The sequence below is a fragment of the Ferrovibrio terrae genome (assembly GCF_943372915.1).
In the GTDB taxonomy this organism is placed as follows: Bacteria; Pseudomonadota; Alphaproteobacteria; order Ferrovibrionales; family Ferrovibrionaceae; genus Ferrovibrio; species Ferrovibrio terrae_A.
The window spans coordinates 1-26,565 of record NZ_CALSAN010000047.1; the positions used below are offsets into that span (position 1 = coordinate 1).

Annotated in this window: 31 protein-coding genes and 1 tRNA gene; 20 read left to right on the plus strand and 12 right to left on the minus strand. The window is 65.4% G+C overall.

Annotation, left to right across the window (positions count from 1 at the left end; all coding sequences use genetic code 11):
* Together AAG821_RS20680 and rpsD are read right to left on the minus strand one after the other, a co-directional pair.
* On the minus strand, window positions 1-576 hold a 576-nt coding region (locus tag AAG821_RS20680; RefSeq protein WP_341916426.1), incomplete at its 3' end, for a Tar ligand binding domain-containing protein.
* 131 nt (window positions 577-707) lie between these two features.
* Complete coding sequence (gene rpsD, locus AAG821_RS20685; RefSeq protein ID WP_341915622.1) at window positions 708-1,322, minus strand: 30S ribosomal protein S4; 615 nt, start codon at window positions 1,320-1,322, stop codon at window positions 708-710.
* Window positions 1,323-1,780: 458 nt separating this feature from the next.
* On the opposite strand from rpsD, the gene AAG821_RS20690 reads away from it, so the two are divergent.
* The 8 genes from AAG821_RS20690 (at window position 1,781) to AAG821_RS20725 (ending at window position 8,816) form a co-directional block, all read left to right on the plus strand.
* Window positions 1,781-3,907, plus strand: coding sequence for a methyl-accepting chemotaxis protein (locus tag AAG821_RS20690; RefSeq protein WP_341915623.1), 2,127 nt, complete (start codon window positions 1,781-1,783; stop codon window positions 3,905-3,907).
* 314 nt (window positions 3,908-4,221) lie between these two features.
* Window positions 4,222-4,917, plus strand: coding sequence for a YafY family protein (locus AAG821_RS20695; RefSeq protein ID WP_341915624.1), 696 nt, complete (start codon window positions 4,222-4,224; stop codon window positions 4,915-4,917).
* Complete coding sequence (locus AAG821_RS20700; RefSeq protein ID WP_341915626.1) at window positions 4,911-5,417, plus strand: EVE domain-containing protein; 507 nt, start codon at window positions 4,911-4,913, stop codon at window positions 5,415-5,417. Before AAG821_RS20695 ends, AAG821_RS20700 begins: the two co-directional genes overlap by 7 nt.
* 68 nt (window positions 5,418-5,485) lie before the next feature.
* Window positions 5,486-6,232: a creatininase family protein gene (locus AAG821_RS20705; RefSeq protein ID WP_341915628.1), complete on the plus strand. Its 747-nt coding sequence runs from the start codon at window positions 5,486-5,488 to the stop codon at window positions 6,230-6,232.
* A complete protein-coding gene (locus tag AAG821_RS20710) occupies window positions 6,229-6,618 on the plus strand; it encodes a nuclear transport factor 2 family protein (RefSeq protein WP_341915629.1) in 390 nt (129 codons plus the stop codon). The genes AAG821_RS20705 and AAG821_RS20710 overlap by 4 nt, the downstream gene beginning before the upstream one ends.
* Before the next feature lie 49 nt (window positions 6,619-6,667).
* Window positions 6,668-7,375 (plus strand): 2OG-Fe(II) oxygenase, encoded by a 708-nt coding sequence (locus AAG821_RS20715; protein WP_341915631.1) that lies wholly within the window; start codon window positions 6,668-6,670, stop codon window positions 7,373-7,375.
* A 72-nt stretch (window positions 7,376-7,447) separates the two neighbouring features.
* Window positions 7,448-8,026 carry a hemerythrin domain-containing protein gene (locus AAG821_RS20720; protein WP_341915632.1) on the plus strand — a complete coding sequence of 193 codons (579 nt, stop codon included), beginning with the start codon at window positions 7,448-7,450 and terminating at the stop codon, window positions 8,024-8,026.
* A 46-nt stretch (window positions 8,027-8,072) separates the two neighbouring features.
* Window positions 8,073-8,816, plus strand: a complete 744-nt coding sequence (locus AAG821_RS20725; protein WP_341915633.1) for a cyclic nucleotide-binding domain-containing protein — start codon at window positions 8,073-8,075, stop codon at window positions 8,814-8,816.
* An 18-nt stretch (window positions 8,817-8,834) separates the two neighbouring features.
* On the opposite strand, the gene AAG821_RS20730 is transcribed toward AAG821_RS20725, so the two are convergent.
* Both AAG821_RS20730 and AAG821_RS20735 read right to left on the minus strand, forming a co-directional pair.
* Window positions 8,835-10,184 (minus strand): adenylate/guanylate cyclase domain-containing protein, encoded by a 1,350-nt coding sequence (locus AAG821_RS20730; RefSeq protein ID WP_341915635.1) that lies wholly within the window; start codon window positions 10,182-10,184, stop codon window positions 8,835-8,837.
* 253 nt (window positions 10,185-10,437) lie between these two features.
* Window positions 10,438-11,262 carry a universal stress protein gene (locus AAG821_RS20735; RefSeq protein ID WP_341915636.1) on the minus strand — a complete coding sequence of 275 codons (825 nt, stop codon included), beginning with the start codon at window positions 11,260-11,262 and terminating at the stop codon, window positions 10,438-10,440.
* Window positions 11,263-11,447: 185 nt separating this feature from the next.
* On the opposite strand from AAG821_RS20735, the gene AAG821_RS20740 reads away from it, so the two are divergent.
* The 4 genes from AAG821_RS20740 (at window position 11,448) to AAG821_RS20755 (ending at window position 13,599) form a co-directional block, all read left to right on the plus strand.
* Window positions 11,448-11,816, plus strand: a complete 369-nt coding sequence (locus tag AAG821_RS20740; RefSeq protein ID WP_341915637.1) for a hypothetical protein — start codon at window positions 11,448-11,450, stop codon at window positions 11,814-11,816.
* Between the two features lie 45 nt (window positions 11,817-11,861).
* The gene (locus AAG821_RS20745) at window positions 11,862-12,686 is read left to right on the plus strand and encodes a universal stress protein (protein ID WP_341915639.1); all 825 of its coding nucleotides are present in this window, start codon (window positions 11,862-11,864) and stop codon (window positions 12,684-12,686) included.
* 272 nt (window positions 12,687-12,958) lie between these two features.
* Window positions 12,959-13,192, plus strand: coding sequence for a hypothetical protein (locus tag AAG821_RS20750; protein WP_341915640.1), 234 nt, complete (start codon window positions 12,959-12,961; stop codon window positions 13,190-13,192).
* Between the two features lie 194 nt (window positions 13,193-13,386).
* Window positions 13,387-13,599 (plus strand): hemin uptake protein HemP, encoded by a 213-nt coding sequence (locus AAG821_RS20755; RefSeq protein WP_341915663.1) that lies wholly within the window; start codon window positions 13,387-13,389, stop codon window positions 13,597-13,599.
* A 243-nt stretch (window positions 13,600-13,842) separates the two neighbouring features.
* Here AAG821_RS20755 and AAG821_RS20760 read toward each other — a convergent pair whose 3' ends face one another.
* The 5 genes from AAG821_RS20760 to tsaD form a co-directional block, all read right to left on the minus strand.
* Complete coding sequence (locus AAG821_RS20760) at window positions 13,843-14,199, minus strand: Rieske 2Fe-2S domain-containing protein (protein WP_341915641.1); 357 nt, start codon at window positions 14,197-14,199, stop codon at window positions 13,843-13,845.
* A 103-nt stretch (window positions 14,200-14,302) separates the two neighbouring features.
* On the minus strand, window positions 14,303-14,716 hold the full coding sequence (locus AAG821_RS20765; protein WP_341915643.1) for an EVE domain-containing protein: 414 nt from the start codon (window positions 14,714-14,716) through the stop codon (window positions 14,303-14,305).
* The gene (locus tag AAG821_RS20770; protein WP_341916429.1) at window positions 14,713-15,390 is read right to left on the minus strand and encodes a hypothetical protein; all 678 of its coding nucleotides are present in this window, start codon (window positions 15,388-15,390) and stop codon (window positions 14,713-14,715) included. The genes AAG821_RS20765 and AAG821_RS20770 overlap by 4 nt, the downstream gene beginning before the upstream one ends.
* Before the next feature lie 32 nt (window positions 15,391-15,422).
* Window positions 15,423-16,421 carry an NAD(P)H-dependent glycerol-3-phosphate dehydrogenase gene (locus AAG821_RS20775; protein WP_341915645.1) on the minus strand — a complete coding sequence of 333 codons (999 nt, stop codon included), beginning with the start codon at window positions 16,419-16,421 and terminating at the stop codon, window positions 15,423-15,425.
* On the minus strand, window positions 16,418-17,488 hold the full coding sequence (tsaD, locus tag AAG821_RS20780) for a tRNA (adenosine(37)-N6)-threonylcarbamoyltransferase complex transferase subunit TsaD (RefSeq protein WP_341915647.1): 1,071 nt from the start codon (window positions 17,486-17,488) through the stop codon (window positions 16,418-16,420). The genes AAG821_RS20775 and tsaD overlap by 4 nt, the downstream gene beginning before the upstream one ends.
* Before the next feature lie 122 nt (window positions 17,489-17,610).
* On the opposite strand from tsaD, the gene hemC reads away from it, so the two are divergent.
* The 4 genes from hemC to AAG821_RS20800 are packed head-to-tail and all read left to right on the plus strand — an operon-like array spanning window position 17,611 to window position 21,657.
* Window positions 17,611-18,540 (plus strand): hydroxymethylbilane synthase, encoded by a 930-nt coding sequence (gene hemC / locus AAG821_RS20785; protein WP_341915649.1) that lies wholly within the window; start codon window positions 17,611-17,613, stop codon window positions 18,538-18,540.
* The gene (locus AAG821_RS20790) at window positions 18,540-19,241 is read left to right on the plus strand and encodes a uroporphyrinogen-III synthase (protein ID WP_341915650.1); all 702 of its coding nucleotides are present in this window, start codon (window positions 18,540-18,542) and stop codon (window positions 19,239-19,241) included. The genes hemC and AAG821_RS20790 overlap by 1 nt, the downstream gene beginning before the upstream one ends.
* Before the next feature lie 27 nt (window positions 19,242-19,268).
* Window positions 19,269-20,339: a hypothetical protein gene (locus AAG821_RS20795; protein ID WP_341915652.1), complete on the plus strand. Its 1,071-nt coding sequence runs from the start codon at window positions 19,269-19,271 to the stop codon at window positions 20,337-20,339.
* 1 nt (window position 20,340) lies between these two features.
* Complete coding sequence (locus tag AAG821_RS20800) at window positions 20,341-21,657, plus strand: heme biosynthesis HemY N-terminal domain-containing protein (protein ID WP_341915653.1); 1,317 nt, start codon at window positions 20,341-20,343, stop codon at window positions 21,655-21,657.
* Window positions 21,658-21,667: 10 nt separating this feature from the next.
* Here AAG821_RS20800 and AAG821_RS20805 read toward each other — a convergent pair whose 3' ends face one another.
* Window positions 21,668-22,300, minus strand: a complete 633-nt coding sequence (locus tag AAG821_RS20805; RefSeq protein WP_341915654.1) for a glutathione S-transferase family protein — start codon at window positions 22,298-22,300, stop codon at window positions 21,668-21,670.
* Between the two features lie 173 nt (window positions 22,301-22,473).
* Between AAG821_RS20805 and AAG821_RS20810 the strand changes: the two genes are divergently transcribed.
* The 3 genes from AAG821_RS20810 to AAG821_RS20820 all read left to right on the plus strand — a co-directional run bounded on the left by AAG821_RS20810 (window position 22,474) and on the right by AAG821_RS20820 (window position 24,501).
* Window positions 22,474-22,549, plus strand: a tRNA-Thr gene (locus AAG821_RS20810).
* A gap of 186 nt (window positions 22,550-22,735) precedes the next feature.
* The gene (locus tag AAG821_RS20815; RefSeq protein ID WP_341915655.1) at window positions 22,736-23,260 is read left to right on the plus strand and encodes a PAS domain-containing protein; all 525 of its coding nucleotides are present in this window, start codon (window positions 22,736-22,738) and stop codon (window positions 23,258-23,260) included.
* 17 nt (window positions 23,261-23,277) lie between these two features.
* Window positions 23,278-24,501, plus strand: a complete 1,224-nt coding sequence (locus AAG821_RS20820) for a methyl-accepting chemotaxis protein (RefSeq protein WP_341915657.1) — start codon at window positions 23,278-23,280, stop codon at window positions 24,499-24,501.
* Here the strand turns inward: AAG821_RS20820 and AAG821_RS20825 are convergent.
* The gene (locus AAG821_RS20825; RefSeq protein WP_341915658.1) at window positions 24,483-24,965 is read right to left on the minus strand and encodes a hypothetical protein; all 483 of its coding nucleotides are present in this window, start codon (window positions 24,963-24,965) and stop codon (window positions 24,483-24,485) included. The genes AAG821_RS20820 and AAG821_RS20825 overlap by 19 nt on opposite strands.
* A 353-nt stretch (window positions 24,966-25,318) precedes the next feature.
* On the opposite strand from AAG821_RS20825, the gene AAG821_RS20830 reads away from it, so the two are divergent.
* The gene (locus AAG821_RS20830) at window positions 25,319-25,960 is read left to right on the plus strand and encodes an FMN-binding negative transcriptional regulator (protein WP_341915660.1); all 642 of its coding nucleotides are present in this window, start codon (window positions 25,319-25,321) and stop codon (window positions 25,958-25,960) included.
* A gap of 50 nt (window positions 25,961-26,010) precedes the next feature.
* Here AAG821_RS20830 and AAG821_RS20835 read toward each other — a convergent pair.
* Window positions 26,011-26,565 (minus strand): methyl-accepting chemotaxis protein (locus AAG821_RS20835; RefSeq protein ID WP_341915661.1); only part of this gene is annotated, 555 nt, incomplete at its 5' end.

The window sequence follows — 26,565 nt, forward strand, 5'->3', positions numbered from 1 at the left end:
CAGCAGCAGCAGGATGGCCAGGCCCTCGGCGAACAGATCGAGCCGGTCGCTCGCCTCGCGCAGGATGCGGTTCGATGCCGTGATCTTGAAACCCACCAGCGTGGAAACGCGTTCGGTGATCGGATCGATGGTGGGATACATCACCTCGTCGACAAAGCGGCCGATCTGGCGGATGTCGCGATCCTCGATGGCATCGCGCAGCATCAGCATCGCCGCCTCGGCATTGCGCAGCCGCAGGTCGATATCGTTGGCACGCCGTGCCTCGGCCGCATCGTCGATGGTGGCCTGGTATTCGAGCCAGGATTCCTCGATGCGCGCGCGTGCCTCGGCCAGCGCCAGTGCCGCCACATCCCAGGTCACCAGGTCGTTGCGCACCTTCACGGCGGTATCGATGATGTCGCCCTGGAAGGCGTCCTTCACGGTTTCCAGCAGGATGATCGGCCGCAGCGCCTTTTCGCGCACCGTGGTCAGCTGGCTGTCGGCGGTGCGCAGCAGCAGCAGGCTGAACACGCCGCCCACCGCCACCACGCCGGCCAGCAGCGCGACGGCAAGATACAGGCGTGCGCGAATGCTCATGCGTCCCCCGGTCGGATTTAATTCAACCCTACCATGTATGGCGTCCGGGGCAGCGGGCAAACTTGCCGTAAAACAACAAAAAAGGCCGCCCGGAGGCGGCCTTTCGTGTTCGGTATGAAAACCGGAACTGATTAGCGCGAGTAATACTCGACGACCATGTTCGGTTCCATTTTGACCGGGTACGGGACATCAGCGAGCAGCGGCACGCGCTTGAACGTCGCCTTCAGCTTGCCTTCGTCCATCTCGATGTAGTCGGGGATGTCGCGCTCGCTCGACTTCAGCGCTTCCAGCACGAAGGTATAGTCCTTCGCGGCGCCGCGCACTTCGATCACATCGCCGATCTTGATCTGATAGCTCGGGATGGTGACGCGCTTGCCGTTCACGGCGATATGGCCGTGGCTGACGAACTGGCGGGCGGCGAACACGGTGGCCACCACCTTCATGCGGTAGACCACGGCATCCAGGCGGCGCTCCAGCAGGCCGATCAGATTCTCCGAGGTGTCGCCGCGACGACGGTTGGCTTCCGCATACACGCGACGGAACTGCTTCTCGGTGATGTTGCCGTAGTAGCCCTTGAGGCGCTGCTTGGCCATCAACTGGGTGCCGTAGTCGGTCGGCTTCTTGCGCTTCTGGCCATGCTGGCCCGGCGGATATTCGCGCTTGTTGATCGGGCTCTTGGCGCGACCCCACAGATTCTCGCCGAGACGGCGATTAATCTTGTACTTGGATTCCTGACGCTTGCTCATTCTGTGTGTAGTCCTGAATTCGGCGCATGGTCGGACGGCAGCCACGACGACCCGGTCCATGCAAGGAATGCCGATCCCCCGGTGAGGAGCCGGGAGGGCGGGCGCATCATAGGGATCGCTGCCCCCCCGTCAAGCGCGGATCGGACGGCCCGGACCGGGCGGCGGACCGCCGCCGCGACCCGCTCCCGTTTCAGCCCTGAAACAGGCAGCCTCCCGCGGTGTCGAATCGCCAAAACTACTTAAAGCTTAATAGCTTAGCCTGCTAAGCCAGCTTGCAGCCGCGGCCGCCGGGCGGCTACTACTATAGGTGTTGCTCCGGCCACGGAGCGGCCCGCCGGGGGGTGGGCGGCAGCAAGGCTTCTCGGGATAGGCGTTTTATTCCGGGGGTGTCGCCGTCCGTTGCCGCGGCAGGTTTTCCCGGTTTTCCCGTCCTCCTGCCTGCCCGGACCCATCCCGCCATGCGCCAGCTCTCCATCTCGCTTCGTGTTTCCGTCGCCTTTGCCGTGATCCTCGCCATTCTGCTGGCGGTGGCCGGGCTGGCCTATCGCAATGTGCAGTTCCTCGAACAGGCCCAGCGCGACACCGCCGAAAGCTTCCGCATGCTGGATGCGCTGGCCGAACTCGGCCAGGCGATGTCGGACCAGGAAACCGCCGTGCGCGGCTTTGCGCTGTCGGATGACGAAACCCATCTCGACAGCCTGAATATCGGTCGCGATGCCGCCACCCGCCTGCTGGCGCGGCTGAAGCAACTCACGGCCGATGACGAGGTCCAGCACGGCCGGCTGGAGCAGGTGGCCGGCCGCATCGTCGAATGGCAGCGCAAATTCGCCGATACGGTGGTGCCGCGGCTGAAGAATGAAACCCAGCGCGAAGCGGCGCTGCGCACGCTGCGCTCGCCGCTCAGCAAGGGCCAGATGGAGGAAATCCGCCTGGTGCTGGAAGAGATGCGCGACGAGGAACGCGGCATCCTCAACCGCCGCAACGCCGCCCAGGACCAGGCCTTCATGCAGCTGCTGCAGATTTCCGCCATCGGGCTCGGCGTGCTGCTGCTGGTGATCGCCGCCGCCGTGGTGATGATCCGCCGCACCGTGGTGCGGCCGGTGCAGGGCATGACCGCGACGATGCGCAGCCTCGCCGATGGCGATCTCGATGTCGCCGTCACCGGCGCCGAATATCGCGACGAGATTGGTGCCATGGCCGGCGCCCTGCAGGTGTTCAAGGATGGCATGATCGCGCGCCGCGATGCCGAAGCCGAAATCGAAAATCAGCGCGCGCAATCCGAACAGCGCCGCCAGGCGCGCGAGGCGCAGGAACAGGCTGCCGCCGCCGAGATCGCCGATCTGGTCGGTGCCGTGGCGGCGGGCGATATCGCGCGCCGGCTGTCGGTCGAGGGCAAGGAAGGCCTGTATCTCGCTATCGCCGAAGGCATCAACCGATTGGCCGGCGCGGTCGAGGGCATGATTGCCGAACTCGGCACCGTGCTGGGCGCCATGGCCGATGGCCGGCTCGATCGCCGCATCACCGGCGACTATGACGGCGCCTTCCGCCAGCTGAAGGACGATACCAACCGCATGGCCGAGCGCCTGTCGCAGATCGTCACCCGGCTCAGCCAGGCCGCCGGCCAGGTGCGTTCGGCGTCGAATGAAATCTCCGCCGGCAGCCAGGATCTCGCCAGCCGCACGGAAAGCCAGGCGGCCTCCATCGAACAGACCGCCGCCTCGATGCATGAAGTCACCGCCACGGTGAAGCAGAATGCCGATAACGCCCAGGCCGCCAACCAGTTGGCGGTGGCGGCGCGCGACACCGCCGAGAAGGGCGGCACGGTGGTCGGCGAGGCCGTCACTGCCGTGACGCAGATCGAACAGAGCGCGCAGAAGATTTCCGATATCGTCGGGCTGATTGACGAGATCGCCTTCCAGACCAATCTGCTGGCGCTGAACGCCAGCGTCGAGGCCGCGCGCGCGGGCGAAGCCGGCAAGGGCTTTGCCGTGGTGGCGCAGGAGGTGCGGGCACTGGCGCAACGCTCGGCCAATGCATCGAAGGACATCAAGGCGCTGATCAGCGCCTCGAATGCCCAGGTGAAAACCGGCGCCACGCTGGTGAACCAGACTGGTGCCTCGCTCACCGAGATCGTCGTCGCGATCAAGAAGGTGTCGGATATCGTGGCCGAGATCGCCGCCGCCTCGCGCGAACAGGCGACGGGGCTGGAGCAGATCAACACTGCCGTTGCCGGCATGGACGAGATGACCCAGCGCAATGCCGCCCTGGTGGAACAGACCACGGCGGCGGCGCAGGCGCTGAACGGCCAGGCGGGTGAACTGGCCGATGCGGTCGGCTTCTTCCGCCAGGGCGATGCGGTTGCTGCGCCGGCTGCTGCAGCAGCGCCGGTTCAGGCTGCACCGGTTCAAGCCGCACCGGTTCAAGCCGCACCGGCGCCTGTTGCCGCTGTACCCGCGGCCAAGCCGGTCACCAAGCTGATGGTGGTGAAAGCCCCGGCAGCGGCGCCGGCGCCGAGGCCGGTGGCGAAACCGGCCCCGCGGCCTGTGCCGGCTGCTGCTGCCGATGACGACTGGCAGGAATTCTGAGGACGCACGGGACTCTGCGGACGTATGGCTGGAAGGCCCCGGTAAGGCGGGCCGGCGGATCAGCTTGTCTATGTTCTTATAATGTTCTATACTGACATACCCTAAACATTGCCCCTGCCAGCCAATGGCAGGTGGCCGGGCGGGTTGCGAACCCGCGCGAACCCTGACGAAGGCCAGCGAACACCAGCGAGCCTGAATGAAGCTCCGGCGAACCGCAGCGAACCGTAGCGAACTCCAGCGAACGCGAATGAAGCCGCCGCCATCGCCGGGGATTACTGACAGAAACTGGCAGTGGTTTATGGCAACCTCCCTTCATGTCCCGCGCTGAACGCCTGCTCGCCCTGATCCAGTGTCTCCGCCGCCACCGCCAGCCGGTCAGCGGCCAGAGCCTCGCCTCCGAACTCGGCATCAGCTTGCGCACGCTCTATCGCGACATCGCCAGCCTGCAGAGCCAGGGTGCCAGCATCGATGGCGAGCCCGGCGTGGGCTATGTGCTGCGGCCGGGCTTCATGCTGCCGCCGCTGATGTTCTCGGAAGAGGAGCTGGAGGCGCTGATGCTCGGCTCGCGCTGGGTGGCCGAACGCGCCGATGCGCGGCTGGGCGCTGCGGCGCGCAATGCCATCGCCCGCATCGGTGCGGTGCTGCCGGCCGACCTGCGCGACACGCTGGACAGCGAAAGCCTGCTGATCGTCGGCCCGATGCCGGTGGCGGCCGGCGATACCGAGCTGGCGACCATCCGCCAGCAGATCCGCAGCGAACACAAGCTGCAGATCGATTATCGCGATGAATCCGAACGCGCCAGCGCGCGCATTATCTGGCCGTTTGCGCTCGCCTTCTTCGAACGCGTGCGCGTCGTCGTCGCCTGGTGCGAGCTGCGCCAGGCGTTTCGCCATTTCCGCACCGACCGCATCGTCACGCTGACGCCCCTGGCGCAGCGCTATCCCAAGCGCCGCGCCGTGCTGATGAAGGCCTGGCGCGAAGAGGAAGCGATCCGCAATCCGCCATGCTGACCACCACCACACACGATACGCCAGAGATTCCGATGACCCAGACGCCGCCCATCACCGATCACCCGCAGCACTGGATTGCCATTGCCTCCGCCGATCACGTGCGGCGCGGCCGTGCCGGCGGCTTCATGCAGGTCTGCCATGGCCGCGAGGCGCCACTGCTGCGCATCGCGCCCGGCGACAGCGTTGCCTATTACTCGCCCAGCGCGGCCTTCCAGGGCAGCGACCGGCTGCAGGCCTTCACCGCCTTCGGCGTGGTGGCGGCCGGCAAACCCTACCAGGTCGATATGGGCGGCGGCTTTCAGCCCTGGCGCCGCGATGTCGACTGGTATGCCTCGGTGGACGCGCCGATCCAGCCGCTGCTGCAACAGCTGGACTTCACCGCCGGCCAGCGCAACTGGGGCTACCGTTTCCGCTTGGGCCTCTGCGCCGTCTCGGCCGCCGACATGCGGCGGATCGCCCGCGCCATGGGGGCGCAGCGCCTGCTCAACATGGCGGCGTGAGCGGCTCGCACTGGACTTTTGCCGGCAGCGCCCTTCTATTCACGGTTTCCCTTTCGCGCGGAGCCGTCATGCAGCTGCATCTGAGTACCTGGGCCGAGGTCGAGACTTATCTGAAGCGTTCGACCGGCATCATCATTCCGATCGGCTCCACCGAGCAGCATGGCCCCAACGGGCTGATCGGCACCGATGCGATCTGCGCCGAGGTGTTTGCCGCCCAGGTCGGCAAGGCCGCCGATGCACTGGTCGGCCCCACCATCGGGGTCGGCATGGCGCAGCATCATCTGGGCTTTCCCGGTTCGATGACGCTGCGGCCCTCCACGCTGATCGCGGTGATCCGCGACATGGTGGCGTCGCTCAGCCGCCACGGCTTCGACCGCTTCTTCTTCCTCAACGGCCATGGCGGCAATATCGCCACCGCCACGGCGGCGTTTTCGGAAATCTACGCCGAGGCCAGCCTCGCCCCGCCGGGCCATAACGTGCCCAGCATCCGCTGCACCATCAAGAACTGGTGGGAGGCGCCGAGCGCCCGTCGCCTCTCCAACAGCCTGTTTCCGGGTGAAGAGGGCAGCCATGCCACGCCGTCGGAAGTTTCGGTCACCTATCACGCCTATCCGGAAGCCGTGAAAAGCGTGGAGATGACGCCGCGCGTGGCGCCGCATGGCAGCTTCACCGATGCCGCCGATTATCGCCGCCGCTTCGCCGATGGCCGCATCGGCTCCAACCCGGCGCTGGCGACGAAAGAGCACGGCAAGACCATCATGGAGGCCGTGGTGCCGGAACTGGCCGAGAGCTACAAGGCGTTTCTCGCCGCATGAGCCGGGACGTCCTCGACCGCTACTACGCCGCCTTGCGCGACGGCGATTTCGCGGCGCTGGAGCAGCTCGTCACCCCCGATGTCTGCGTGCAGTATTACGGCCCGCCGGGCCTGCTGCCCTGGATCGGGCGCCATGACGGCTTCGCCGGCTACAAAACCTTTCTCGACAGGGTGCGTGATGCTCTCGAGATCGTCGAGGTGACGCCGGAAGCCACGATTGCCGAGGGCGACTGGGTGGTGATGCTGGGCCGCGGCCTGTGGCGCGCCCGGGCCAGCGGCCGCGAAGTGCAGGTCAACATGACCAATGCATTCCGTTTCCATGATGGCCGCATCGCCGAATACCGCGTCTACACCGACACCGCCGCCTTTGCCGCGCTGCTGGCCTGAACGCAAGAAACGGGAAGCACCGCGCGGTCGCGCGCGGTAGATACGGTGTATGACCGATCTCGCGACACGGATTGATTCGCTGAACTGGCCGGCGCTGACCGAGCGCCTGGATGCCGCCGGCTTCGCCACCACCGGCGCCCTGCTGACAGCCGCTGAATGCGCCGCGCTGGTCGCGCTCTATGACCAGCCTGAGCCGTTCCGCAGCCGCGTGGTGATGGCGCGTCACGGCTTCGGCCAGGGCGAGTATCGCTATTTCAAATATCCGCTGCCCGACATCATCGCCACCCTGCGCCGCCGCCTCTATCCGCAGCTGGTGCCGCTGGCCAACCGCTGGCAGCTGGCACTCGGCCAGCCGGTGCAATTCCCCGCCGACCATGCCGACTATATCGCGCGCTGCCATGCCGCCGGGCAGACGCGGCCGACACCTTTGCTGCTGCAATATGGTCCGGGCGACTACAACCGCCTGCACCAGGATCTCTATGGCGCGCTGGTCTTCCCGCTGCAGCTTACCATCCTGCTCAGCGATCCAGCGAATTTCAGCGGCGGCGACTTCGTGCTGGTGGAAAACAAGCCGCGCAGCCAGAGCCGCGCCGAGGTGGTGCGGCTGCAGCGGGGCGAAGCCGTGATCTTCGCGGTCAACCAGCGGCCGGCGAGCGGCACACGCGGCACCTACCGTGTTGCGCTGCGCCATGGCGTCTCGACGCTGCACAGCGGCACCCGGCACACGCTCGGCATCATCTTCCACGATGCCGGCTGAGCACCGCCCGGCACCGCGCCAGGTTTGATCAGGATCAATGCCGCAGCCGCAGCCGCGCCCTAGCATTGGTTTATGGTTGCCGTCACCCCATCCCAGATTGCCGCCCCGGCTTTGGCCCTGCTCCAGATCGAGCAGGCGCTGGTGGGTCCAGGCACTGAACTCTCGCCGCTGGCCCGCCTGGTCGGCTGGCGCCTGAATGTGCTGGCCTTCTGCGCCTTCCTCCGCGGCCTGCCGGTCGCCGATGCGGCGCTGGGCAAGCTGCTGGCGCCGGGCTTCGCCACCTTCCTGTCGCATGACTTCCTCAGCCTGATCACCGAGGAGGAAAGCGGCCTGCTGCCGCTGCTGCAGCGGCGCCTGCTGCTGGGCGACAACCTTGATGACGTGATCTCGCAGCTCAGCGACGAGCACCGCCAGGAGCGCGAACAGGCCCGTGCACTGGCCGCCCAATGCCTGGATTTTGCCAGCGGCACCGATGCCGACTGGCCGGAACTCTGCGACGCCCTGACGCAGTTTGCCGAGCGCCAGCGGCGGCATCTGCTGTGGGAGGATGCGACGATTTTACCACTGGCGCGCGATCGTCTCTCGGCAGAGGATATGATCCGCTGGGGTGCCGATATGGACCGCCGCTACCGCGCACGCCAGCCGCACTGACCGCAGGCCGCGCCGCATGGCGGACGACCGCGACGAAAGGCAACCGATGGCCGAGATTCACGCGCTACCTATTCGCAAAAACGCCACGCCGGTGCAGAAGCATCCCGATCCCTGCGAGACCTGCACGGCGCGCAGCCTGACGATCTGTGCGGGGCTGGACAGCGAGGAACAGGCACGCATGAGCGCGCTGGCCACGACAGTGTGGGTTCAGCCGCACCAGGTGCTGTTCCAGGAAGGCGATACCGCCGACCATGTCTACAACATCACTTGTGGTAGCGTGTCGCTATCAAAATCCATGAGCGATGGCCGTCGCCAGATCACCGGTTTCCTCGGGCCTGGCGATTTCCTCGGCCTTAACACCCGCGACACCTACAGCGTCAGCGCCGAAGCCCTGGTCGATACCAAGGTCTGCCGCTTTTCGCGCTCGGCCTTCCGCAAATTGCTGTCCGACATGCCGGACCTGGAGCATCGCCTGCTGGCGGTGGCGGAAACCGAACTCGCCACGGCGCAGGAGCAGATCCTGCTGCTCGGCCGCAAGACGGCGATGGAGCGCATCGCCTCCTTCCTGCTGCTGCAGGTCAACCGCGTCACTGCGCGCGGCCTGCCGCCCAATCCGATTGCCTTGCCGATGACGCGGGCCGAGGTGGCCGATTATCTCGGCCTCACCATCGAGACCGTCAGCCGCTGCTTCACCAAGCTGCGCAAGCTCGACATCATCAGCCTGCCGGCCTCTGACCGCGTGCTGATCAAGCAGACCGAGCGCTTGAAGGCCCTGTCGGAATCGACCTGACCGCTCTACCGCCGGCCGTCAGGACCGCGGCGGCCAGATATGCACCGAGATGGGCTGCTCGCGGCCGTCCAGCCGGCGGTCGCCGGCACTCTCGAAGCGCGGCAGGTTTGTGTCATGCAGCGCCGCTTCGGTCAGGGTTTCATCCGATACCGCGACGCGGCAGTCGAGCTGACGGGTCAGTGTCTCCAGCCGGCTGGCGATATTGACGGCATCACCGACCACGGTGAATTCCAGCCGCTGGGCACTGCCGATATTCCCCACCACCACGGCGCCATAATGGACGCCAACCGAAAGCCGCACCTGGGCCGCACCGCGCTGGGCGCGCTTGGCGTTCCAGCGTCCGATCTCGGCCTGCAGGTCAATCGCACAGCGGATGGCGCGGGCGGCGGCGTCCGGCATTTCACCCATGCCGCCGAAGGTGGCAAGGAACCCATCGCCAAGATATTTGTCCAGCGAGCCGCCATGGGCGAAAACCACGCTGCTGCCGCGTTCGTGGAAACTCTTCAGCAGCCGCACCACGCGATCGGGCGCCATGTGTTCTGACAGGCCGGTGAAACCGACGATATCGGCGAACAGCACGGCGACGCGCCGGTTGGTGGGTGCGCCGAAGGGGCGTTCGCTGGTGATGATCGCATCGGCCACATCCGGAGAAACATAGCGGGCGAGATCGGCGCGGGCGATCTCGGCTCGGGTCTGGCGCAGCAGCAGGGCACGGGACCGCCATACCGCGGCGGCCAGCAGGGCGGTGGCGATGGCGGTCAGCACGACCTGGTTCAGCAGCTGGAAGATGCCGACATGATAGGGGTTGAGGATGATCTGCAGCAGCGCCTGCGGCGAGCTGTCGCCGCCCGGCGTGAAGGGCAGCGTGTCGGGTCGCATCGCCACCAGCATTACGCCGGCGGACCAGACGAGGATCGACCAGAACCCGGTCCAGATCACCTGCAAGGGTGAATAGGACAGCGCGGCGCCAACCAGCAGCAGGTTGAGATAGAGGAATTCCGGACCGCGCACACGCATCTGGATCGGGAAACCGAAATCGAGCTGGCCCGGCGGCGGCAGGATCACCACGGCAGTAACCAGTACAACGTCGAGGATCACGAAGGCGAAGCGGATCGCCACCGCATAGCGATGCCGCCGCATCAGATGCGGGATCAGACCGAGCAGCAGGAAGCCGCCAGTGACGGCCAGGTAATACAGCTGGCGCTGCGGCTCGATCACCAGCACCAGCCAGAGCATCACCGCCACCACTGCCACCAGACGGGCGCGGAAGGCGAAGGTTCGGCCGCGCTCCTCCTCGTCGGCGATGGCGCGGCTGAGCCGCAGGCCCAGCGGCGTGCGCGGTGCGCGACTGGCGAACGGATTGATCATGGCGGACTCTTCATGGACGCCCAGCGCCGCCGAACCGTCTCATCGATACAGGTTACCGACATTGGCGATGGTGCCCCCCGTTGCGGACAGCGTTACGCATCTGGAAAGTCGGTCAGGATGCCGGTTTTCAATCCGGCCAGTCTGTGACGGCCAGCATAGTCGGGGGAGTGTGCCGCACCGCCGGCGCCCCGGTCCAGCGCTGTTCACGGCAACTTGATGACCGGATCGGCCCTGACGGAAGCAGCTGGTCCGCTCAGTTCCCCAGCAGCACCGGCACGGTCATGCTCTGCAGGATGGTGTGGGTCACGCCGCCCAGTGTCATTTCACGCAGCCGGCTGTGGCCATAGGCACCCATCACCAGCAGATCGGCACTGTTATCGGCCAGCGCCGAAAGCAGGGCTTCGCCGGCGCCAATATCGGCAGCCGTGGTGTGCCGCAGTTTCGCAGTGATGCCATGGTGCGACAGATGCTGCACCAGGCTGGCAGCGGACCGTTGCTGCTGCTCATCGCCATCAATGCACAGAACGATCACGCTGGTGGCGGCCAGCAGCATGGGCAGCGCATCATGCACGGCGCGGGCGGCTTCACGGCTGTCATTCCAGGCAATCAGCACGGTTTTACCCGGCGCGGCATACTGGCCGATATAGGGCAGCACCAGCACCGGCCGGCCGAGCGCAAGCGCCAGGTCGCCGGGCAGCGTGCCGCCCAGGGCCGAGGGATCACGGTCCGGATCGGGCTGGCCGAGGACTGCCAGATCGCAGTGACGACCATGACGCTGCAGGGCCGACAGGGCATCGTCGTCGCTCTCGATCCAGCTGGCCGTCACGCCGGCCTGTTTGGCGGCGGCTTCAAAATCGCGACGAGCGGTCACCGCAAGGGCGCGCGTTTCGTCGACCTGCTGTTGAATCAGGCTAGGGGGGACATACTCGCCCATGTAGTAGATCTGTGTCGGGAAAGGCAGCGTATAGAGCGCGGTCACCGTGGTGTCGAAGCGCTTGGCCAGCGACAGGGCCATGGCGGTCTTTTCAGCTCCGCGGCCATCATCCGTCAGATGCAGCAGGATATCGCAATAGCGCATGGTGTCCTCATTGTTCGGGCCTGTTGTCGACTGGGCCCATCCTGCGGTTGCGCTGCGTATGCCGCATTGAGGCATGTCAATCGGATGATCGCTACCGGAGATAATTTCTTTTTTCCGGTTTTGACATCAATCAAGGCGCACTGCGGTCGCAGTTGTGAGACTGCACCAACACAGAGGAGCGCCGTATGACTTTGCATCTTGTCCGTCTGGAACTTGCCCGCGAGAAAGGCCATCCCGATGGCAGCAGCCTGCACGGCTATGAATTCATCGCACCGCTTGATCAGAACGGGCATCTGGACCGCAGCCACTGGGCTGATGTACGCGGGCGCTGCACCACGCGTCGTTTCTGGTATGGCGAGGATGACCAGACCGGCAACCTGATCCATACCCGCGGGGGCCACTGGGCGTTTTCCTACGATCCGACCACCACCGACGATGACGAGGCGATCTTCCGTCTCGACCAGCATCTGATGCGGCCCGGCGAATATGTCTCGATCACCGAACCCGATCGCCAGCAGCACACATTCCGTATCGCATCGGTCAGAAAGCTGTAATCCACCGGCGGCATCCCAGCGAACAGACATCCAGGAGATTGCGCGATGAGCTACAAGGATATCCTCGTCTACACCGATCCAGGCCCGTGGTGCGCGTCGCGTTTCGATCTCGCGGCAGATCTGGCCCGCGCACATGACGCGCATCTCACCGCACTCTATGTCGATGCGCCGCCCTATACGCCGGTGGATATCATCGGCACCTCGGTGGGCGATGCGGTCAAGCAATGGCAGGCTGAACTGCGGCGCAGCCGCCAGGCACAGGCCAAGGGTATCGTTGATGCGGCGCGCCAGCGCAGCGGGCGGGAGATCGAATGGCATTCGGTCGAGGATGTGCTGGAAAGCGGCATCCTGCTGCACAGCTGCTACAGCGATCTGATCGTGATGAGTCAGGGCAGCAATCCTTTCAATCTGTCGGAGCCGCTGGAACCATCGGTGGCGCAGGTCTGCCTTGGCGCCGGCCGTCCGGTTGTGGTGGTGCCGCGTGACAATCGCGCCAAGACTTGTGGTGAAAATGTGCTGGTGGCGTGGAAGGCCACGGCGCAGGCCACGCGTGCCCTGCATGCCGCCCTGCCGATCCTGGTCCGGGCGCGCAGCGTCACCATCGTCGAAGTCGATCCCGGCAAGAACCGCATCGCCGGTGCGGAGATTGCCCGGCATCTGGCGCGCCACGGCATCAAGGTGACGGTGAAGCCGGTGGCGGGCAGCGATGCCGATGCCGGCCGCGTGGTTCTCGATCAGGCAGGGCAGTTCGACGCCGATCTGATTGTCTCTGGCGCCTATGGTCATTCGCGCCTGTGGGAGATGGTGGTGGGCGGCACCACGCGTCATCTCCTCGAGCACCATCGTATTCCGCTGTTCCTGTCGAACTGAGCGTGTCGCTCTGCGATACTGAGTACGAGGGCGCCATTCGGCGCCCTTTTGCTGCGTTGCACACAATGACGGCGCCGTGCGCGACTGAATCGCGGGTCACGAAAATGCCGCTTTCTGGTCACATGCCGAGCATGCTTGTCAGACTATGCTGGGCGCCATAGATGAAACGCAGGACATCATCGCCGCCTGCGTGAAGACCGGAAACCGATGGTTTTGAGTTCGCGATCGTCATGACGCAAAGTCATGGTGGGGCGAGAGGGAAGGAGGGGCACATGCACGACGCGCGACGCACCGCGATCCATCTGATCGGTGGCACCGAAGTCTGCTGGCTCGCTGCCGAACCCGCCCTCAATGACATGCTGGCCGATCCGATCACCCAGCTGCTGATGCGGCGCGACGGGGTGCAGGAAGCGGAAATCCGTCGCCTGGCCGCACGCCTGCGGCTGGCCGAAGAGGGTCGCCGCCGGCATGCCGACAACGATGCCGGCGAGCCTGTCGCACGCTGAGCGGATCCTTCGTCCCCCGATTTGCAGGATAAGTCCTGCCCGGATGCTGCGCGGCTGCCGCGCTGGATCCCGGTCCGTAAACGGGAGTCTAATTTGCGACTCATTATCACTTGCATTCGCAGATGATCTTCAGTACACTCACCTTCATCGGATGCGGCGGTCGATTTCCGCCGATCCAGAAGGATGTGGGTCGCATGCAGGAAAGCCAGAGCAAGTGTCCGCGGACGCGGCAGGCCGAGAGCGCCACGGTCACCGAACTGCGCGCCACCAATCTCGGCAATAACGGCAATGCGCGCTACGACAGCCGCTGCATCTTCCGCGGCGGCCGCGAAGTGGAGATCGTGCATAACGGCGGCGAATACCGCCTGCGGATCACCGCCGCCGGCAAGTTGATCCTGACCAAGTGATTCTGCCCCGCTGATCCAGGGAGCCCGTCCATGTTTCGCAAGACGACACAACCGACCAAATCTCTGGCCTTGCTGGGCCATGCCCTGCTCAGTGTGGCCGAGGCCTGCCGCGATATCCGCATCATCAGCCGCGCCGGCTGAACCAGACAGCAAAGGGTCTGCCGCAGCTCCTCCCACCCTGCCTGCGGCCGACCTGCGGCCGGCCGGATCTCCCTCGGTCCGCGCCGGCCGCGATATTTTTGCTTAGGCCGCGATCACCCAGCCGTCTTGCAGCGTCACCGCAAAGGGCGGCAGACCCTTGTTCTTGCACGGGCCGATGAAGCAGACGCCATCATGGATGGTGAACAGCGCGCCATGGGTGCCGCATTGCAGGGCGTCGCGCCGCAGGTTGAAGAATTTGTCCGGCTGCCAGTCGAGCGGGGTGCGCGCATGCGGGCATTCGTTGACATAGCCGAACACGCCGCCCTGCCAGCGCACGACAAAACACTGGAAGCGCTCCTTGCCCTCGCCAAACGAAAACCCTTTCGCATCGGTCTCGCCCAGATCGGCGAAGGCGATCAGCCGGGTGCCCGGCGCGGGCTGGTTGGGGCGGGTGGTCATGACTCAAAACCCATAAACGTCATCCTCGGGCTTGACCCGAGGATCTCATCCCGACCTGCCTGAGGCCCTCGGGTCAAGCCCGGGGGCGACGAGCGTGGGGTCATCACGCGCTGACGCCGCCCATCTTGCAGATCAGCTTCCAGCTCGCCGCATCGACCGGCGACACCGAGAGCCGCGACTGCCGCAGCAGCGCCAGATCCTTCAGCTTCGGCTCGGCCTTGATCTGCGCGAGCGAGACTGGAGTTTTAAGCGGAAAGAGCGCCTTCACACTCACCATGCCGAACTTGCCGGTCTCGTCGGTCGGATCGGGGTGATACAGCTTGCACACTTCCACGATGCCGACGATCTGCTTCTCATCGACGGAGTGATAGAAGAAAGCGCGGTCGCCGAGTTTCATGGCCTTCATGTTGTTGGCGGCCTGATAGTTGCGCACGCCGTTCCAGCTCTCGACCTTCTTCTTGACCTGGCTGTCCCAGGACCAGGCGGAGGGTTCGGATTTCATCAGCCAGTAGTTCATTTGCTGGTTCCCTTTGGTATTTCGGTACTATTGCCTTCCCACATCCAACTGTTGTCTCGTCGTTTCTGTAGGAATGCTTGCCATCGTGCCGTCGTATCGTAACCATCCCTACAATCAAACAACTGCACAGAAAGTCTATTCCGGTTGAGCCAGCGAATGGAATTGATACCGATTCCGTCGCCAGTCGTGTCGAAAAAGAACTCAACGATCTGTTCGTCGACAAAGTCCGACACTGAGACACTGGAGGCCGATTCAAAGAAGCAGTCTTCGCTAAATGCCGCAAAACGATGCGCGTCATATGAAAATTCTGGCCGGCCGGGGATGTACTCAATGCTTCCGTCGTTTTTGGCCAAGGCGGCACTGGAGCCTTCGTAATAAAGGATGTCCAGCAGGAAGAGATCGCGGCTATGCCAATACCCTATTACACGATAAGCGATATAACATGGGCCAATCTCGCCTTCTGGCATATCCTCGCAATCCTTTTCACGATTGTCCCTCAAGGCCACATTTTTTCCATTCGAGAAAAACAAGGTCAATTGGGATTCTTCGCGGTAGGCTCGCTTCGGATTTTGCTTAAGGAAATTGATTTCAGGCTCTTCGTTGAACGCGGATTTTATATCTGGCGGCAGGACAAATGGGTTGGAAGCGGTTGTGCAGGCCGGAAGAACCAGCACGAAGATCAAAAAGACAGTAAGTCGACCGAACATCATTCAGCTTTGAACGGCCGTGCGAGCAATGCCGCCAGCATGTGATCGATACTCGCCTGCTTGTGCAGCACGGCGTCGATGGCGGCGCAGATCGGCATCTCGACGCCTAGCTTCAGCGCCAGTGCCTCGATGGCGCGGGCGGTATGCACGCCTTCGGCCACGCTGCGCCGCGCCCCCATGATCTCGGCCAGCGTCTTTCCTTCGCCCAGCGCGATGCCGAGCGAGAGGTTGCGCGACTGCGTGCCCGAGCAGGTCAGCACCAGATCGCCCAGGCCCGACAGGCCCATCAGCGTCTCGCGCTTGGCGCCCAGCGCCAGGCCGAGGCGGGTCATCTCCGCCAGGCCGCGGGTGATCAGGGCGGCGCGCGCATTGTCGCCAAGTTTCCGGCCGATGACGATGCCGCAGGCAATCGCCAGCACGTTCTTCACCGCACCGCCGATCTGCGCGCCGGTCACGTCGTCCGACAGATACGGCCGGAAGGTCGGGCGGCCGAGGCGCTGCACCAAAGCCGCGCCCAAAGATTCGTCGGCGCAGGCCAGCGTGCTGGCGGCAGGGAGGCCGCGCGCCACCTCGCTGGCGAAATTGGGACCGCTCAGAATCGCCAGCGGGCGGCCGGGCAGCAGTTCGGCCAGCACGTCGCTGGGCAAAAGCCCGGTGGCAATTTCGATGCCCTTGGCGGCGATCACCAGCGGCGCGGCGAGCGGCAGGCTGTGACGGATCATCTCGGCGAACTGTCGCAGGGTCTGCGCCGGCACCGCCAGCACCAGCGCATCGCAGTCCTTCAGCTGGCCGAGATCGCCGGTGGCCTTCAGCTGCGGCGGCAGCGGTACGCCGGGCAGATACAGCGGATTGAGGTGATGGTGGCTGATGCTGTCCACCACCTCGGCATTGCGCGCCCACAGGATCGTCTCGCCCTGTTCAGCCGAGAGGGCGGCCAGCGCCGTGCCCCAGGCGCCGCCGCCGATGACGCCGATGCGGTTCAGCTCTGCCTTGGTCATGCCTTGGCTCCCGCAAACGGCTTTGCCGCCGCCATGGCATCGAGCGGCCAGCGCGCGCGGGCCGGCGCTTCCAGGTCGTCGATCATGCCAAGCCGGAAGCGTTCGAGGCCAGCCCAGGCGATCATCGCGCCATTGTCGGTGCACAGCGCCATCGGCGGCGCCGTGAAGGTCATGCCATGCTGTGCGCTGAGATCGACCAGGCCGGCGCGCAGGACCGCATTGGCCGCCACGCCGCCGGCGACGACAAAATGCTTGCCGCTGGCGCCGTGACTCTCGCCGAACAGCGCGATGGCATTCTTCGCGCGGTCGAGGATCACCGCCATCACCGTGCGCTGGAAGCTGGCGGCCAAGTCGGCCTTGTCCTGATCGCTGGGATTCGCCCCGCAGCTCTCGAGCGCCAGCCGCACGGCGGTCTTCAGCCCCGAGAAGCTGAAATCGCAGCCCGGCTTGCCTTTCAGCGGCAGCGGCAGGTTGAACCGCGTGGCATTGCCCTGTTTTGCCAGGCGCTCGATCGCCGGGCCGCCGGGATAGCCCAGACCCAGCAGCTTGGCGGTCTTGTCAAACGCCTCGCCGGCGGCGTCGTCAATCGTGGTGCCGAGCCGGCGATAGCGGCCGACGGCTTCCACCACCAGGAACTGGCAATGGCCGCCCGAGACCAGCAGCAGCAGATAGGGAAACGGCACGTCGTCGCTGAGCCGCACCGAGAGCGCATGGCCCTCCAGGTGGTTGACGGCAATGAGCGGCTTGTTTGTCGCATAGGCCAGCGTCTTGGCGGTGGTCAGGCCGACCATGACGCCGCCGATCAGGCCCGGCCCGGCGGTGGCGGCGATGGCGTCGAGATCGCCCAGTTTCATGCCGGCGGTCCGCAGGCTTTCGGCCACCAGGCCATCCAGGTGTTCGATATGGGCGCGGGAGGCGATTTCCGGCACCACGCCGCCATAGGGCGCGTGTTCCCTCAATTGCGAGAACAGGCTATGACTGACGATACGGCGCGCCGGGTCGGCCGCATCCGTGACCACGGCGCAGGCGGTTTCGTCGCAACTGGTTTCGATGCCAAGCACGCGCATCGCCGGTGGTCCGATCCGTTTCGTTACGAAAAAGCAGAACGAGTAGGCCTTAACATTATGACGTCTCAGCAGCAAGTAAACGGGCAGCCGGGAAACGGCCGCCTGTGAAGTCCGGAATGCCCATGGTCGATACAGCCACCCTCACCATCGGAACGCGCGGTTCGCCGCTGGCACTGGCCCAGGCGCAGGAAACCCGCGACCGCCTGCTGCGCGCCCATCAGGGCTTGCGCGAAGACCAGATCGCCATCCGCATCATCAAGACCACCGGCGACCAGATCCAGGACCGGGCGCTGGCCGAGGCCGGCGGCAAGGGGCTGTTCACCAAGGAAATCGAGGATGCGCTGCTGTCGGGCGAGATCGACCTGGCCGTGCATTCGATGAAGGACATGCCGACGAAGCTGCCCGATGGCCTCATCATGGCGGCCTATCTGCCGCGCGAGGATGTGCGCGACGTGCTGCTGGCGATGCAGCCGATGACGCTGGCCGAGATTCCCCAGGGCGCCACCGTGGGCACCGCCTCGCTGCGCCGCAAGGCCTTCCTGCTGGCGCGCCGGCCAGACCTGCAGGTGGTCAATTTCCGTGGCAATGTGCAGACCCGCCTGCGCAAGCTGGAAGATGGCGTGGTTGCCGCCACCTTCCTGGCGCTGGCCGGGCTCAACCGCCTGAAGATCGCGCCGCCGGGCATGCGCGTGCTGCAGACCGACGAGATGCTGCCGGCCGTGGCCCAGGGCGCCATCGGTATCGAAAGCCGCGAGAATGATGCGCGTGTGCTGGACTATCTGAAGGCCCTGGACGACGCGCCGACCCGCATGCGGGTGGAAGCCGAGCGTGCCATGCTGGCCGTGCTGGACGGCTCCTGCCGCACGCCGATTGCGGCATTGGCCGAACTGGATGGCATCGGCATGCGCCTGCGCGGCGCCATCGCGCGGCCCGATGGCAGCGAACTGATCGAGATCGAACGCCGTGGCCCGGTGCGCGACGGCGTCACAATGGGTGCGGATGCCGGCGCCGAGCTGAAACGCCGCATCGGTCCGGATTTCTTCAAAGACTGATGCATCTGCTGCTGACACGCCCCGAGGCTGAGTCGCTGGCATTGCGGCAGACGCTGGAAGCGCGCGGCCATCGTGTCGATGTCGCGCCCATGCTGGCGATCCGGCAGAATCATGCCGTCGATCTGCCGCTGGATGGCGTGACGGCGGTGCTGTTCACCTCGGCCAACGGCGTGCGTGCTTTCTGCGATGCCACGCCGCGTCGCGATTTCACTGTCTATGCGGTCGGCCCGGCCAGTGCGCTGGCAGCTTCGGCAGCCGGCTTCACCCGGGTCGAGGCGGCCGGCGGCGATGTCGATCTGCTGGCGCGGCTGGTGCGCGCACGGCACCAACAGGGCGCTGGTGCGTTACTGCATGCAGCGGGCTCGGCGCGCGCCGGCGATCTGCAGGCCATGCTGCAGGCCGATGGCTATGACGTGCGGCGCTGCGTGCTGTATGATGCCGAAACGGCGATTGCATTGCCAGATGCGGTGGCGGCGCGGTTCGGGGCCGGCGGCTATGACGGCGCGCTGTTTTTCTCTCCCCGCACGGCGGCGACATTTGTTACGCTGGTGCAGGCCGCCGGCATCACTGCGGGGGCGACTTCGGCCACGGCTTATTGCCTGAGCGCCAATGTCGCGCGTGAAGCCAGGAGTCTGCCCTGGCGTGCCGTGACAGTGGCGGAAAATCCCAGCGAGGCCGCTCTGCTGGCCTTGATCGAGTGACGGCTTTACCAGGGATTGGGAGTGACGATGAGCGACAAGCCGCAGGAAAAGATCATCGATGCCGAAGCCGAACCGCTGGCCAAGCCGGGCAGCGGCCGTGTCTGGCGCATCCTGCTCTATCTGTTCGGTGCTGTTGTGCTCAGTGTCGCCGTCGCCGTCGGTTATGAATTCGCCACCACCGGCAAGCTCGATGCGCTGCTTGGCAGCAGCCCGCGTGTCACCCAGGCACCGCGTCCGGCCACACCCGCAACAACACCGGCCCCTGCGCCGTCTGCTGCCCCTGCTGCGGCGGCCCCTTCGGCGGTGCCGATGTCGCCGCGCGATACGCGGCTGGATGACATGGAAAGCCGTTTTGCCAGCCTGACCGCCAGCCTGGAACGGCTACAGCAGCTGCCGGCCGCCAATACCATCGATCCGCAGAAGCTGACCGATCTTGACCAGCAGGTGACGGGACTGCGGGCCGCGCTGGATACCGCGACGGCACAGCGCACGGCCCTGCAGACGCAGATCGCCGAGATGCAGGGGCGGCTCACCGCGCTGAGCGAGGCGCGGGTGAATGCGCTGCGTGAACCGCTGGTGCAGCTGATGGCCTGGAACGAATTGCGCGAACGCGCCCGTCGCGGCGACAGCTTTGCCCGTGAAGCCACCGCGCTCGGGCAATATGCCGAAGCGCAGGGCGGCAACCTGAAGACGGCATTTGCCGCCGTGCAGCCGTTTGCCGAACAGCCGGCGCCGGCGGCGCTCGCGCTCGCCGCGCGTTTCCCGGCGCTGGCCGAGCAGCAGCGTGCCGCTCCGGCGCAGGCTGATGCGACAGCAACAGAGAAGGCCTGGTGGCAGCGCGCCGTCGACAAGCTGAGCGGCCTGGTCAGCATCCGCCGCACCGGTACGGCCGATGCGGCCACGCTGGAGGGCCGGCTGGATCTTGCCGCGGCAGCATTGCTGCAGGGTGACCTGAAGGCCGCTGTTGCCGCGCTGGAGAACCAGCCAATGGGCGCTGCGCTGTCTGACTGGCGCGATCAGGCGCAGGCGCGGCTCAGGCTCGACTCCGTGTTGGACGACTATGGCGCTGCCCTCCGCGGTCATCTCGCGGTGCATTGACATGCTGCGATTGCTGCGTGGCGCGAGTGTGCTGATTGCCCTGATGGCGCTGGCCGGCTTTGCCGCCTGGCTGGCCGACCAGCCCGGCCGCGTCAAACTCGCCTGGTTCGGCTATGCCATCGAGGCACCGGCACCGCTGCTGGCGCTGGGCGTTCTGCTGCTGGTGCTGGCGGCTTTCATCGTCACCTGGGTGCTCGCCTGGGCGGCCGCGCTGCCGCAGCGCCGCCGGCTGAAGCGTCAGCAGAAAGGCTATGTGAATTTCGCTGCCGGCATGGTGGCGGTGGCTGCCGGCGAAGCCGACCGCGCGCTGGCCCTGGCCGACAAGGCACAGCGCCAGCTGGATGATCCGGCATTGGCCCGCCTGCTGGTGGCCCATGCGGCACAGCTGAAAGGCGATGCGGCGCTGGCGAGCGCGGCCTATCAGGAATTGAGCCGCGATCCCGGCACGGCGTTTCTCGGCACGCGCGGCCTGTTGGCCGATGCGCGCCGCAAGAATGATCGCGCCGAGGCCCTGGCCCAGGCGCAGCGCGCCTCGCGCCTGCGACCGTCCTCGCCCTTTGCCGCCGAAGCCGAACTGCAGTTGCTGGTCGAGGCCGGCGACTGGGATGCGGCCCGTGCGCGGCTGGACCTGGCGCGCAAGAAAAAGGCCGTCACCCGCGAAGCTGCTTCGGCGCTCTCCGCGCGCCTCGATCTGGCCGAGGCACAGGCGGCGCTGGCGCGCGGCGATCACCGCATGGCCAAGCAATGGGCCGAACGTGCCGCGAAAGTGCTGCCCGAGCATCCGGTGCCGCCGGTGCTGCTGGCGCGCGCTGCCGATCATCATGCAGCGCGCGAGGCCGCCAGCTTCCATCTGCGCCGCGCCTTCGCGCGCGCGCCTTCGGAAGCGCTGGCCGAAGCCTGGCTGATGCTGCAGCAGGATGTGCCGGCCGAAAAGCTGCGCAGCCGTCTGGATGATTTCGTCGCCGAGCGCCGGCCGGAAGTGGCAAGCCAGCTGCTCTTCGCGGCCGCGGCCTTGCAGATGCACGACTATGCGGCGGCGCGGGTTGCGCTCGCCAAGGCGGGGCCATCCGGTGGCGCCTGGGCCGCGCGGTTGCTGGCGCGGCTGGCGGAAGAGGGCGATGGCGATGTTGCCGCCGCCGATCACTGGCGCGCCCAGGCCGCCAGCCATGCCCTGTGGCAATGCGGCCATTGCGGCACCGGTGCTGCCGACTGGACACTGCTCTGCGCATCCTGTGGCAGCTTCGATACGCTGGATCCCACCCGGCTGGGTGAAGCCGTGCCGCTGGCGGTGCCGCCGCGCCCGCTGCTGTTACGCTAAGACCGCCGCTTCAGGCTGCGTCCTGGTCGGCCTTGGGCAGCAGGTCGTAGGGCAGCTTGAAGCCCGGCAGGGCGGCCACGCGTTCCGACCAGGCCTTCACCTGCGGCCAGGCACCGATATCGAACTTGGCCTCGGCCATATGGGCGACCACGCCATAGACGCCGATATCGGCAATGGTCGGCCGCTCGCCGACCAGGAAACGTTTGCCTTCCATCAGCTCGTCCAGCACGCCCAGGCCCATCTCGGCCCATTTGCGGTGATAGTCCACCACAGCCTGGTCGGGCTTGGCGAAGCGTTCGAAAAAGCGCGAGCGGTTGATGCCCGGTTCCAGCCGGTCGGTCTCCCAAACCAGCCATTCGCGGATGCGCTGGCGTTCCTCACCGTTGGCGGGGGCGAATTTTTCAGTCTGTTCGGCGATATATTCGAGGATCGTGTTGGCCTGGCACAGGGTGAAGCCGTCATGGATCATGGCCGGCACCTGGCCATAGCGGTTGATGCGCAGGAAATCCGCCGACTTGTGCTGGCCCTTGGCCAGATCGACATGGCGGTAGTCGTATTTCAGACCGCACAGGGCCAGCATCAGGCCGACCTTGTAGGTCGGGGCGGACAGGAAACTGCCGTAAAGCGTGTAAGCGGCGGCCATGATGCAGCAGTACCCCCAGATTGCGTCCGTCCTGCGGATCCTCCGCAAGTCCCTGACCGGTGTCAGTTATTTTGGCCGATCTTGCGGCTTGCCAAGGCCTCGGCCGGGCCGTATTTTCCGCGCGCGGTCCATCCGGGTCAACCCGGCATGTGAACCTGCATGACGGGCGCCGTGCCGGCGTAGCTCAGCTGGTAGAGCAAGACTTTCGTAAAGTCGAGGTCGGGGGTTCGAGTCCCTCCGCCGGCACCATCCGCCCATCCCTTTCTCCATGCATCGACAGGTTTGTTTCCCGCCAGCGGCCGTTTGCGTCACCCTAAACATGGTTGATGCGACGAAGTCGTTTTGCCGCTTGCGGTAGATCAATTCGCGTCAGAGCGACGCCCTCTAAAGTCCACCGCAAGACGTCCCAGTCCGCTCAACCTGTGGAACCATCGCATGGAACGCCCAACCCCGACCAAGACCGAACGTACCTTTGGCGAAGACGAGATCATTGTCTCGAAGACCGACCTCAAGGGCCGCATCCTCTATGCCAATGATGTGTTCTGCCGGGTTGGTATGTATGCCGAGCATGAGCTGGTCGGCCAGCCGCACAGCATCCTGCGCCATCCCGACATGCCGCGTTGCGTGTTCCAGCTGCTGTGGGAGGAAATCAGCCAGGGTCGCGAGGTCTTTGCCTATGTGAAGAACATGGCCAAGAACGGCGACTTTTATTGGGTGCTCGCCCATGTGACGCCGAGTTTCAATGCCCAGGGCCGCATCGAAGGCTATCACTCCAATCGCCGCAAACCTGAACGCATCGCGATCGAGCGCGTCGCGCCGCTGTACCAGCAGCTGTTGGCAGAAGAGGCTAAGCATGCCGATCGCAAGCAGGGCCAGGCCGCGGGCTATGCCCTGTTGCAGCGCCTGCTTGCCGAACGTGGCCTGTCTTACGAAGAATTCGCCTTTGCCCTCGCGGCCTGAGCCCACGGAGATCAGTCATGAGTTTCTTTGCCGGCAGCCGCCAACGTATTGCCCTTGATGCTATCGCCACCCTTTGCGACCGCGCCTCCGCCGGCGACCTGTCGGTGCGGGTCACCGATACGGAAGCTCATGGCGAGCTGGCCCCGGTGATGCACAGTTTCAATCGCCTGCTTGATCGCACTGACGCCTTCATCCGCGAGGCCGGCGCCTCGCTGACCCATGCATCCGAAGGCAAGTATTTCCGTGCCTTCATGCTGCGCGGCATGCTGGGCGATTTTCGTCGTGGCGCGCAGGTGATCAATACGGCGCGCGGCGCCATGCAGGAGAAGGCCGAAGCAGCAGCAGCGCTGGAACGCCAGGTGGCCGAACAACGCGTCACCATGGAGCAGAAGGCCCGCGCCGAGCGTGGCCAGCTGGCAGACCAGTTTGAAAGCGAAGTGATGTCGGTGGTGGGCGGGGTGGAGACCGCCGCTGCAGCATTGCAGGAGAATGCCGCCACCATGGCCGGTGAAATCCGCGCCGTGCATGAGCAATCGGCCGCCGTTTCGCAGTCGGCCGAACAGGCGGCGACCAATGCCCAGGCCGTGGCCGCCGCCGCCGAGGAGCTGACCGCTTCGGTGGGCGAGATCGACCGCCAGGTGCGCGAGTCACGCAGTGCCAGCTCGGCCGTGACCCAGGAAGTGGCGCGGGCGGGCGAGGCCGTACAGCAGCTGGCCGCCGCCAATCGCAAGATTGACGAGGTGGTGGAATTCATCAAGGCAGTTGCGTTCCAGACCAACCTGCTGGCGCTGAATGCGAGCGTGGAAGCGGCGCGGGCCGGTGAAGCCGGCAAGGGCTTTGCCGTGGTAGCGACCGAAGTGCGCAATCTGGCGCAGAAGACCGCCGAAGCGGCAAAAAGCATCGCCGACCAGATCAGCGCCATCCAGCGCGCCTCCGACCACACGATTGCCGCCATCGACGTGATCCGCGATCAGGCCTCGACCCTGGACAGCCGCATCGGCGTGATTGCCGACAGCGTGCAGGAGCAGGCAACCGCCACAATCGAGATCAGCAACAATATCCAGGATGCGGCTGCCGGCATCGAAAGCGTGTCGGCCAGCATGCGCGATATCAGCAGCGCTGCTGGCATTGCCGGTGACGCCGCAGCCCAGGTGGGCACGGCATCGGACGGGCTGAATGGCCAGGCCGCGCAGCTCGGTGACCAGGTGCGCGGTTTCCTCGCCTATATCCGGGCGCTGTGATTGTCGGCTGGAATCTCGGCCGGGTGAAACCATAACCCGACCAGCAGGAAATTCGGCCGCACATCATGGCCCAGCGGCAGCAGCAGCCGGTCGTAGGGCGTGTGATGGCGGCCATCGTCGAACTTCGCCGGAATCTGGTCACACATCGGCCGTGCCAGCGTCAGGCAGCGGCGATAGCCGCTGGTGGTCACCGTGGCGCGGTCATCCAGCACGGTGGCGGACAGGCGCTGACCGGTCATGTCCAGCCCAAGGCGCGCGGCGCTGATCGGCGAGAAGCGATGGAAAAAGAAGTCACCGTCTTCCAGCATTTCAATCAGGTGCAGCCGGCCGGCCCAGGGCAGCAGGGTGCGGCCATCGAAAGCCTCGCGCGGCGGAAAACGCAACGTACCCGCCCGCATGCGCCACAGCGCCAGCAGGGTCTTGAGATCATCAGGCAGATCGGCTTCGGTCCTTGGCTGCATCACACGCTGGTATTTTTGAATACTTCTAGCATGTTGCTTCGCCGAACTGAATCAAAAGTCCCGGCAAGGTTGTAACCGTTCTCATAAAGTGCATTGCCGTCCAATGTTAAATCTTGCCGTGCGAGCCAGAAAGGCAATTGCCTTAGCGGCATGGCCATACATAACTTTTAGTAGAATGAACAGGGGTGCTCTTGCAGGTCTTTGAGCCCCAGGCCGCAAATAGTTGCGTCAATGGCTCATTGCGAACACGGCGAGAGTGACAATATCGGTGCAATTCCGCAGTTGCGGCCATGCGGTCTGCCCCTTCAGATGAGCGCCGTCGCCAGCCTCATTTCCCTGCCCGCCCGGACCCAGCCATGTATATCCCCGCCCATTTCGCCCAGCCGGACCGCGATGCCCTGTTCGACATGGTCGAGGCTCATGCTTTCGGCCTGCTCATTTCCGGCAGCGGTGCCGACATGATTGCCAGCCATGTGCCGTTCCTGGTCGAGCGTCCGGGGACTGCCCGCGGCGGCGATCACGGCACCCTGCTCTGTCATCTGGCGGCGGCGAACAACCAGCTTGCTGCGCTGGACGGGCGGGCCGTGCTCTGCATCTTCCAGGGCCCGCATGGCTATGTGTCGCCGAACTGGTATGCCAAGAAGCCGGCGGTCCCGACCTGGAATTACATGGTGGTGCATGGGTATGGTCAGGCGCGCATCAGCCGCGACCCGGCGGTGCTGCGCAGCATCGTCGATCGCCTGTCGCGGATCTATGAAGGCCCCGATGGCTGGGCGCTGGACGACGAGCCGGAGAGTTTCTTTTCCGGCCTGGCGCGCGGCATTGTCGCCGTGGAGATTCCGCTGACCCGGCTGGAGGGCAAATACAAGCTGAGCCAGAACCGGCCACTGGCGGATATCGATGGCGTGATCGCCAATCTGCGCCGTCTCGGTGGCGAAGCGAACCTGGCGCTGGCCGATGCGATGGATGCGGCGGCGCAGAAGAAACGCGAGACATAAAAAAGCCCGGCATGAGCCGGGCTTTTCCGTGACTGTCTGAGTCGCAGCCGTCAGTCGGCGGCGTCTTTCATGGCATCGCTGTCATAGGCCACATCCCCGGCTGCGCCGTCATCGACGCGGAAATGGCCGACGAGTTCGGCCAGCTGGCGCGCCTGGTTTGCCATGGCCTGGGCGGAGGCATTGGTCTGCTCGACGAGCGCGCCGTTGCGCTGGGTCATCTCGTCCATGTTGACCACGGCGCCGTTGACCTCCTCCAGCCCGCGCGACTGCTCGGCGGAGGCGGCGGCGATCTCGGCCACGATATCCGACACCTTCTTCACCGCCGTCACGATCTCGGTCAGCGCGCTGCCGGTCTGGTTGACCAGCGCCGCGCCCGTTTTCACCTGGCTGTTCGATTCCGAAATCAGGCCCTTGATGTCCTTCGACGCATTGGCCGAACGCTGGGCGAGTGCGCGCACCTCCTGCGCCACCACGGCAAAGCCCTTGCCAGCCTCGCCGGCCCGCGCCGCTTCCACGCTGGCGTTCAGCGCCAGCAGGTTGGTCTGGAAGGCGATCTCGTCGATCAGCGACACGATGTCGGAGATCTTCTGCGCACTGGTTTCGAT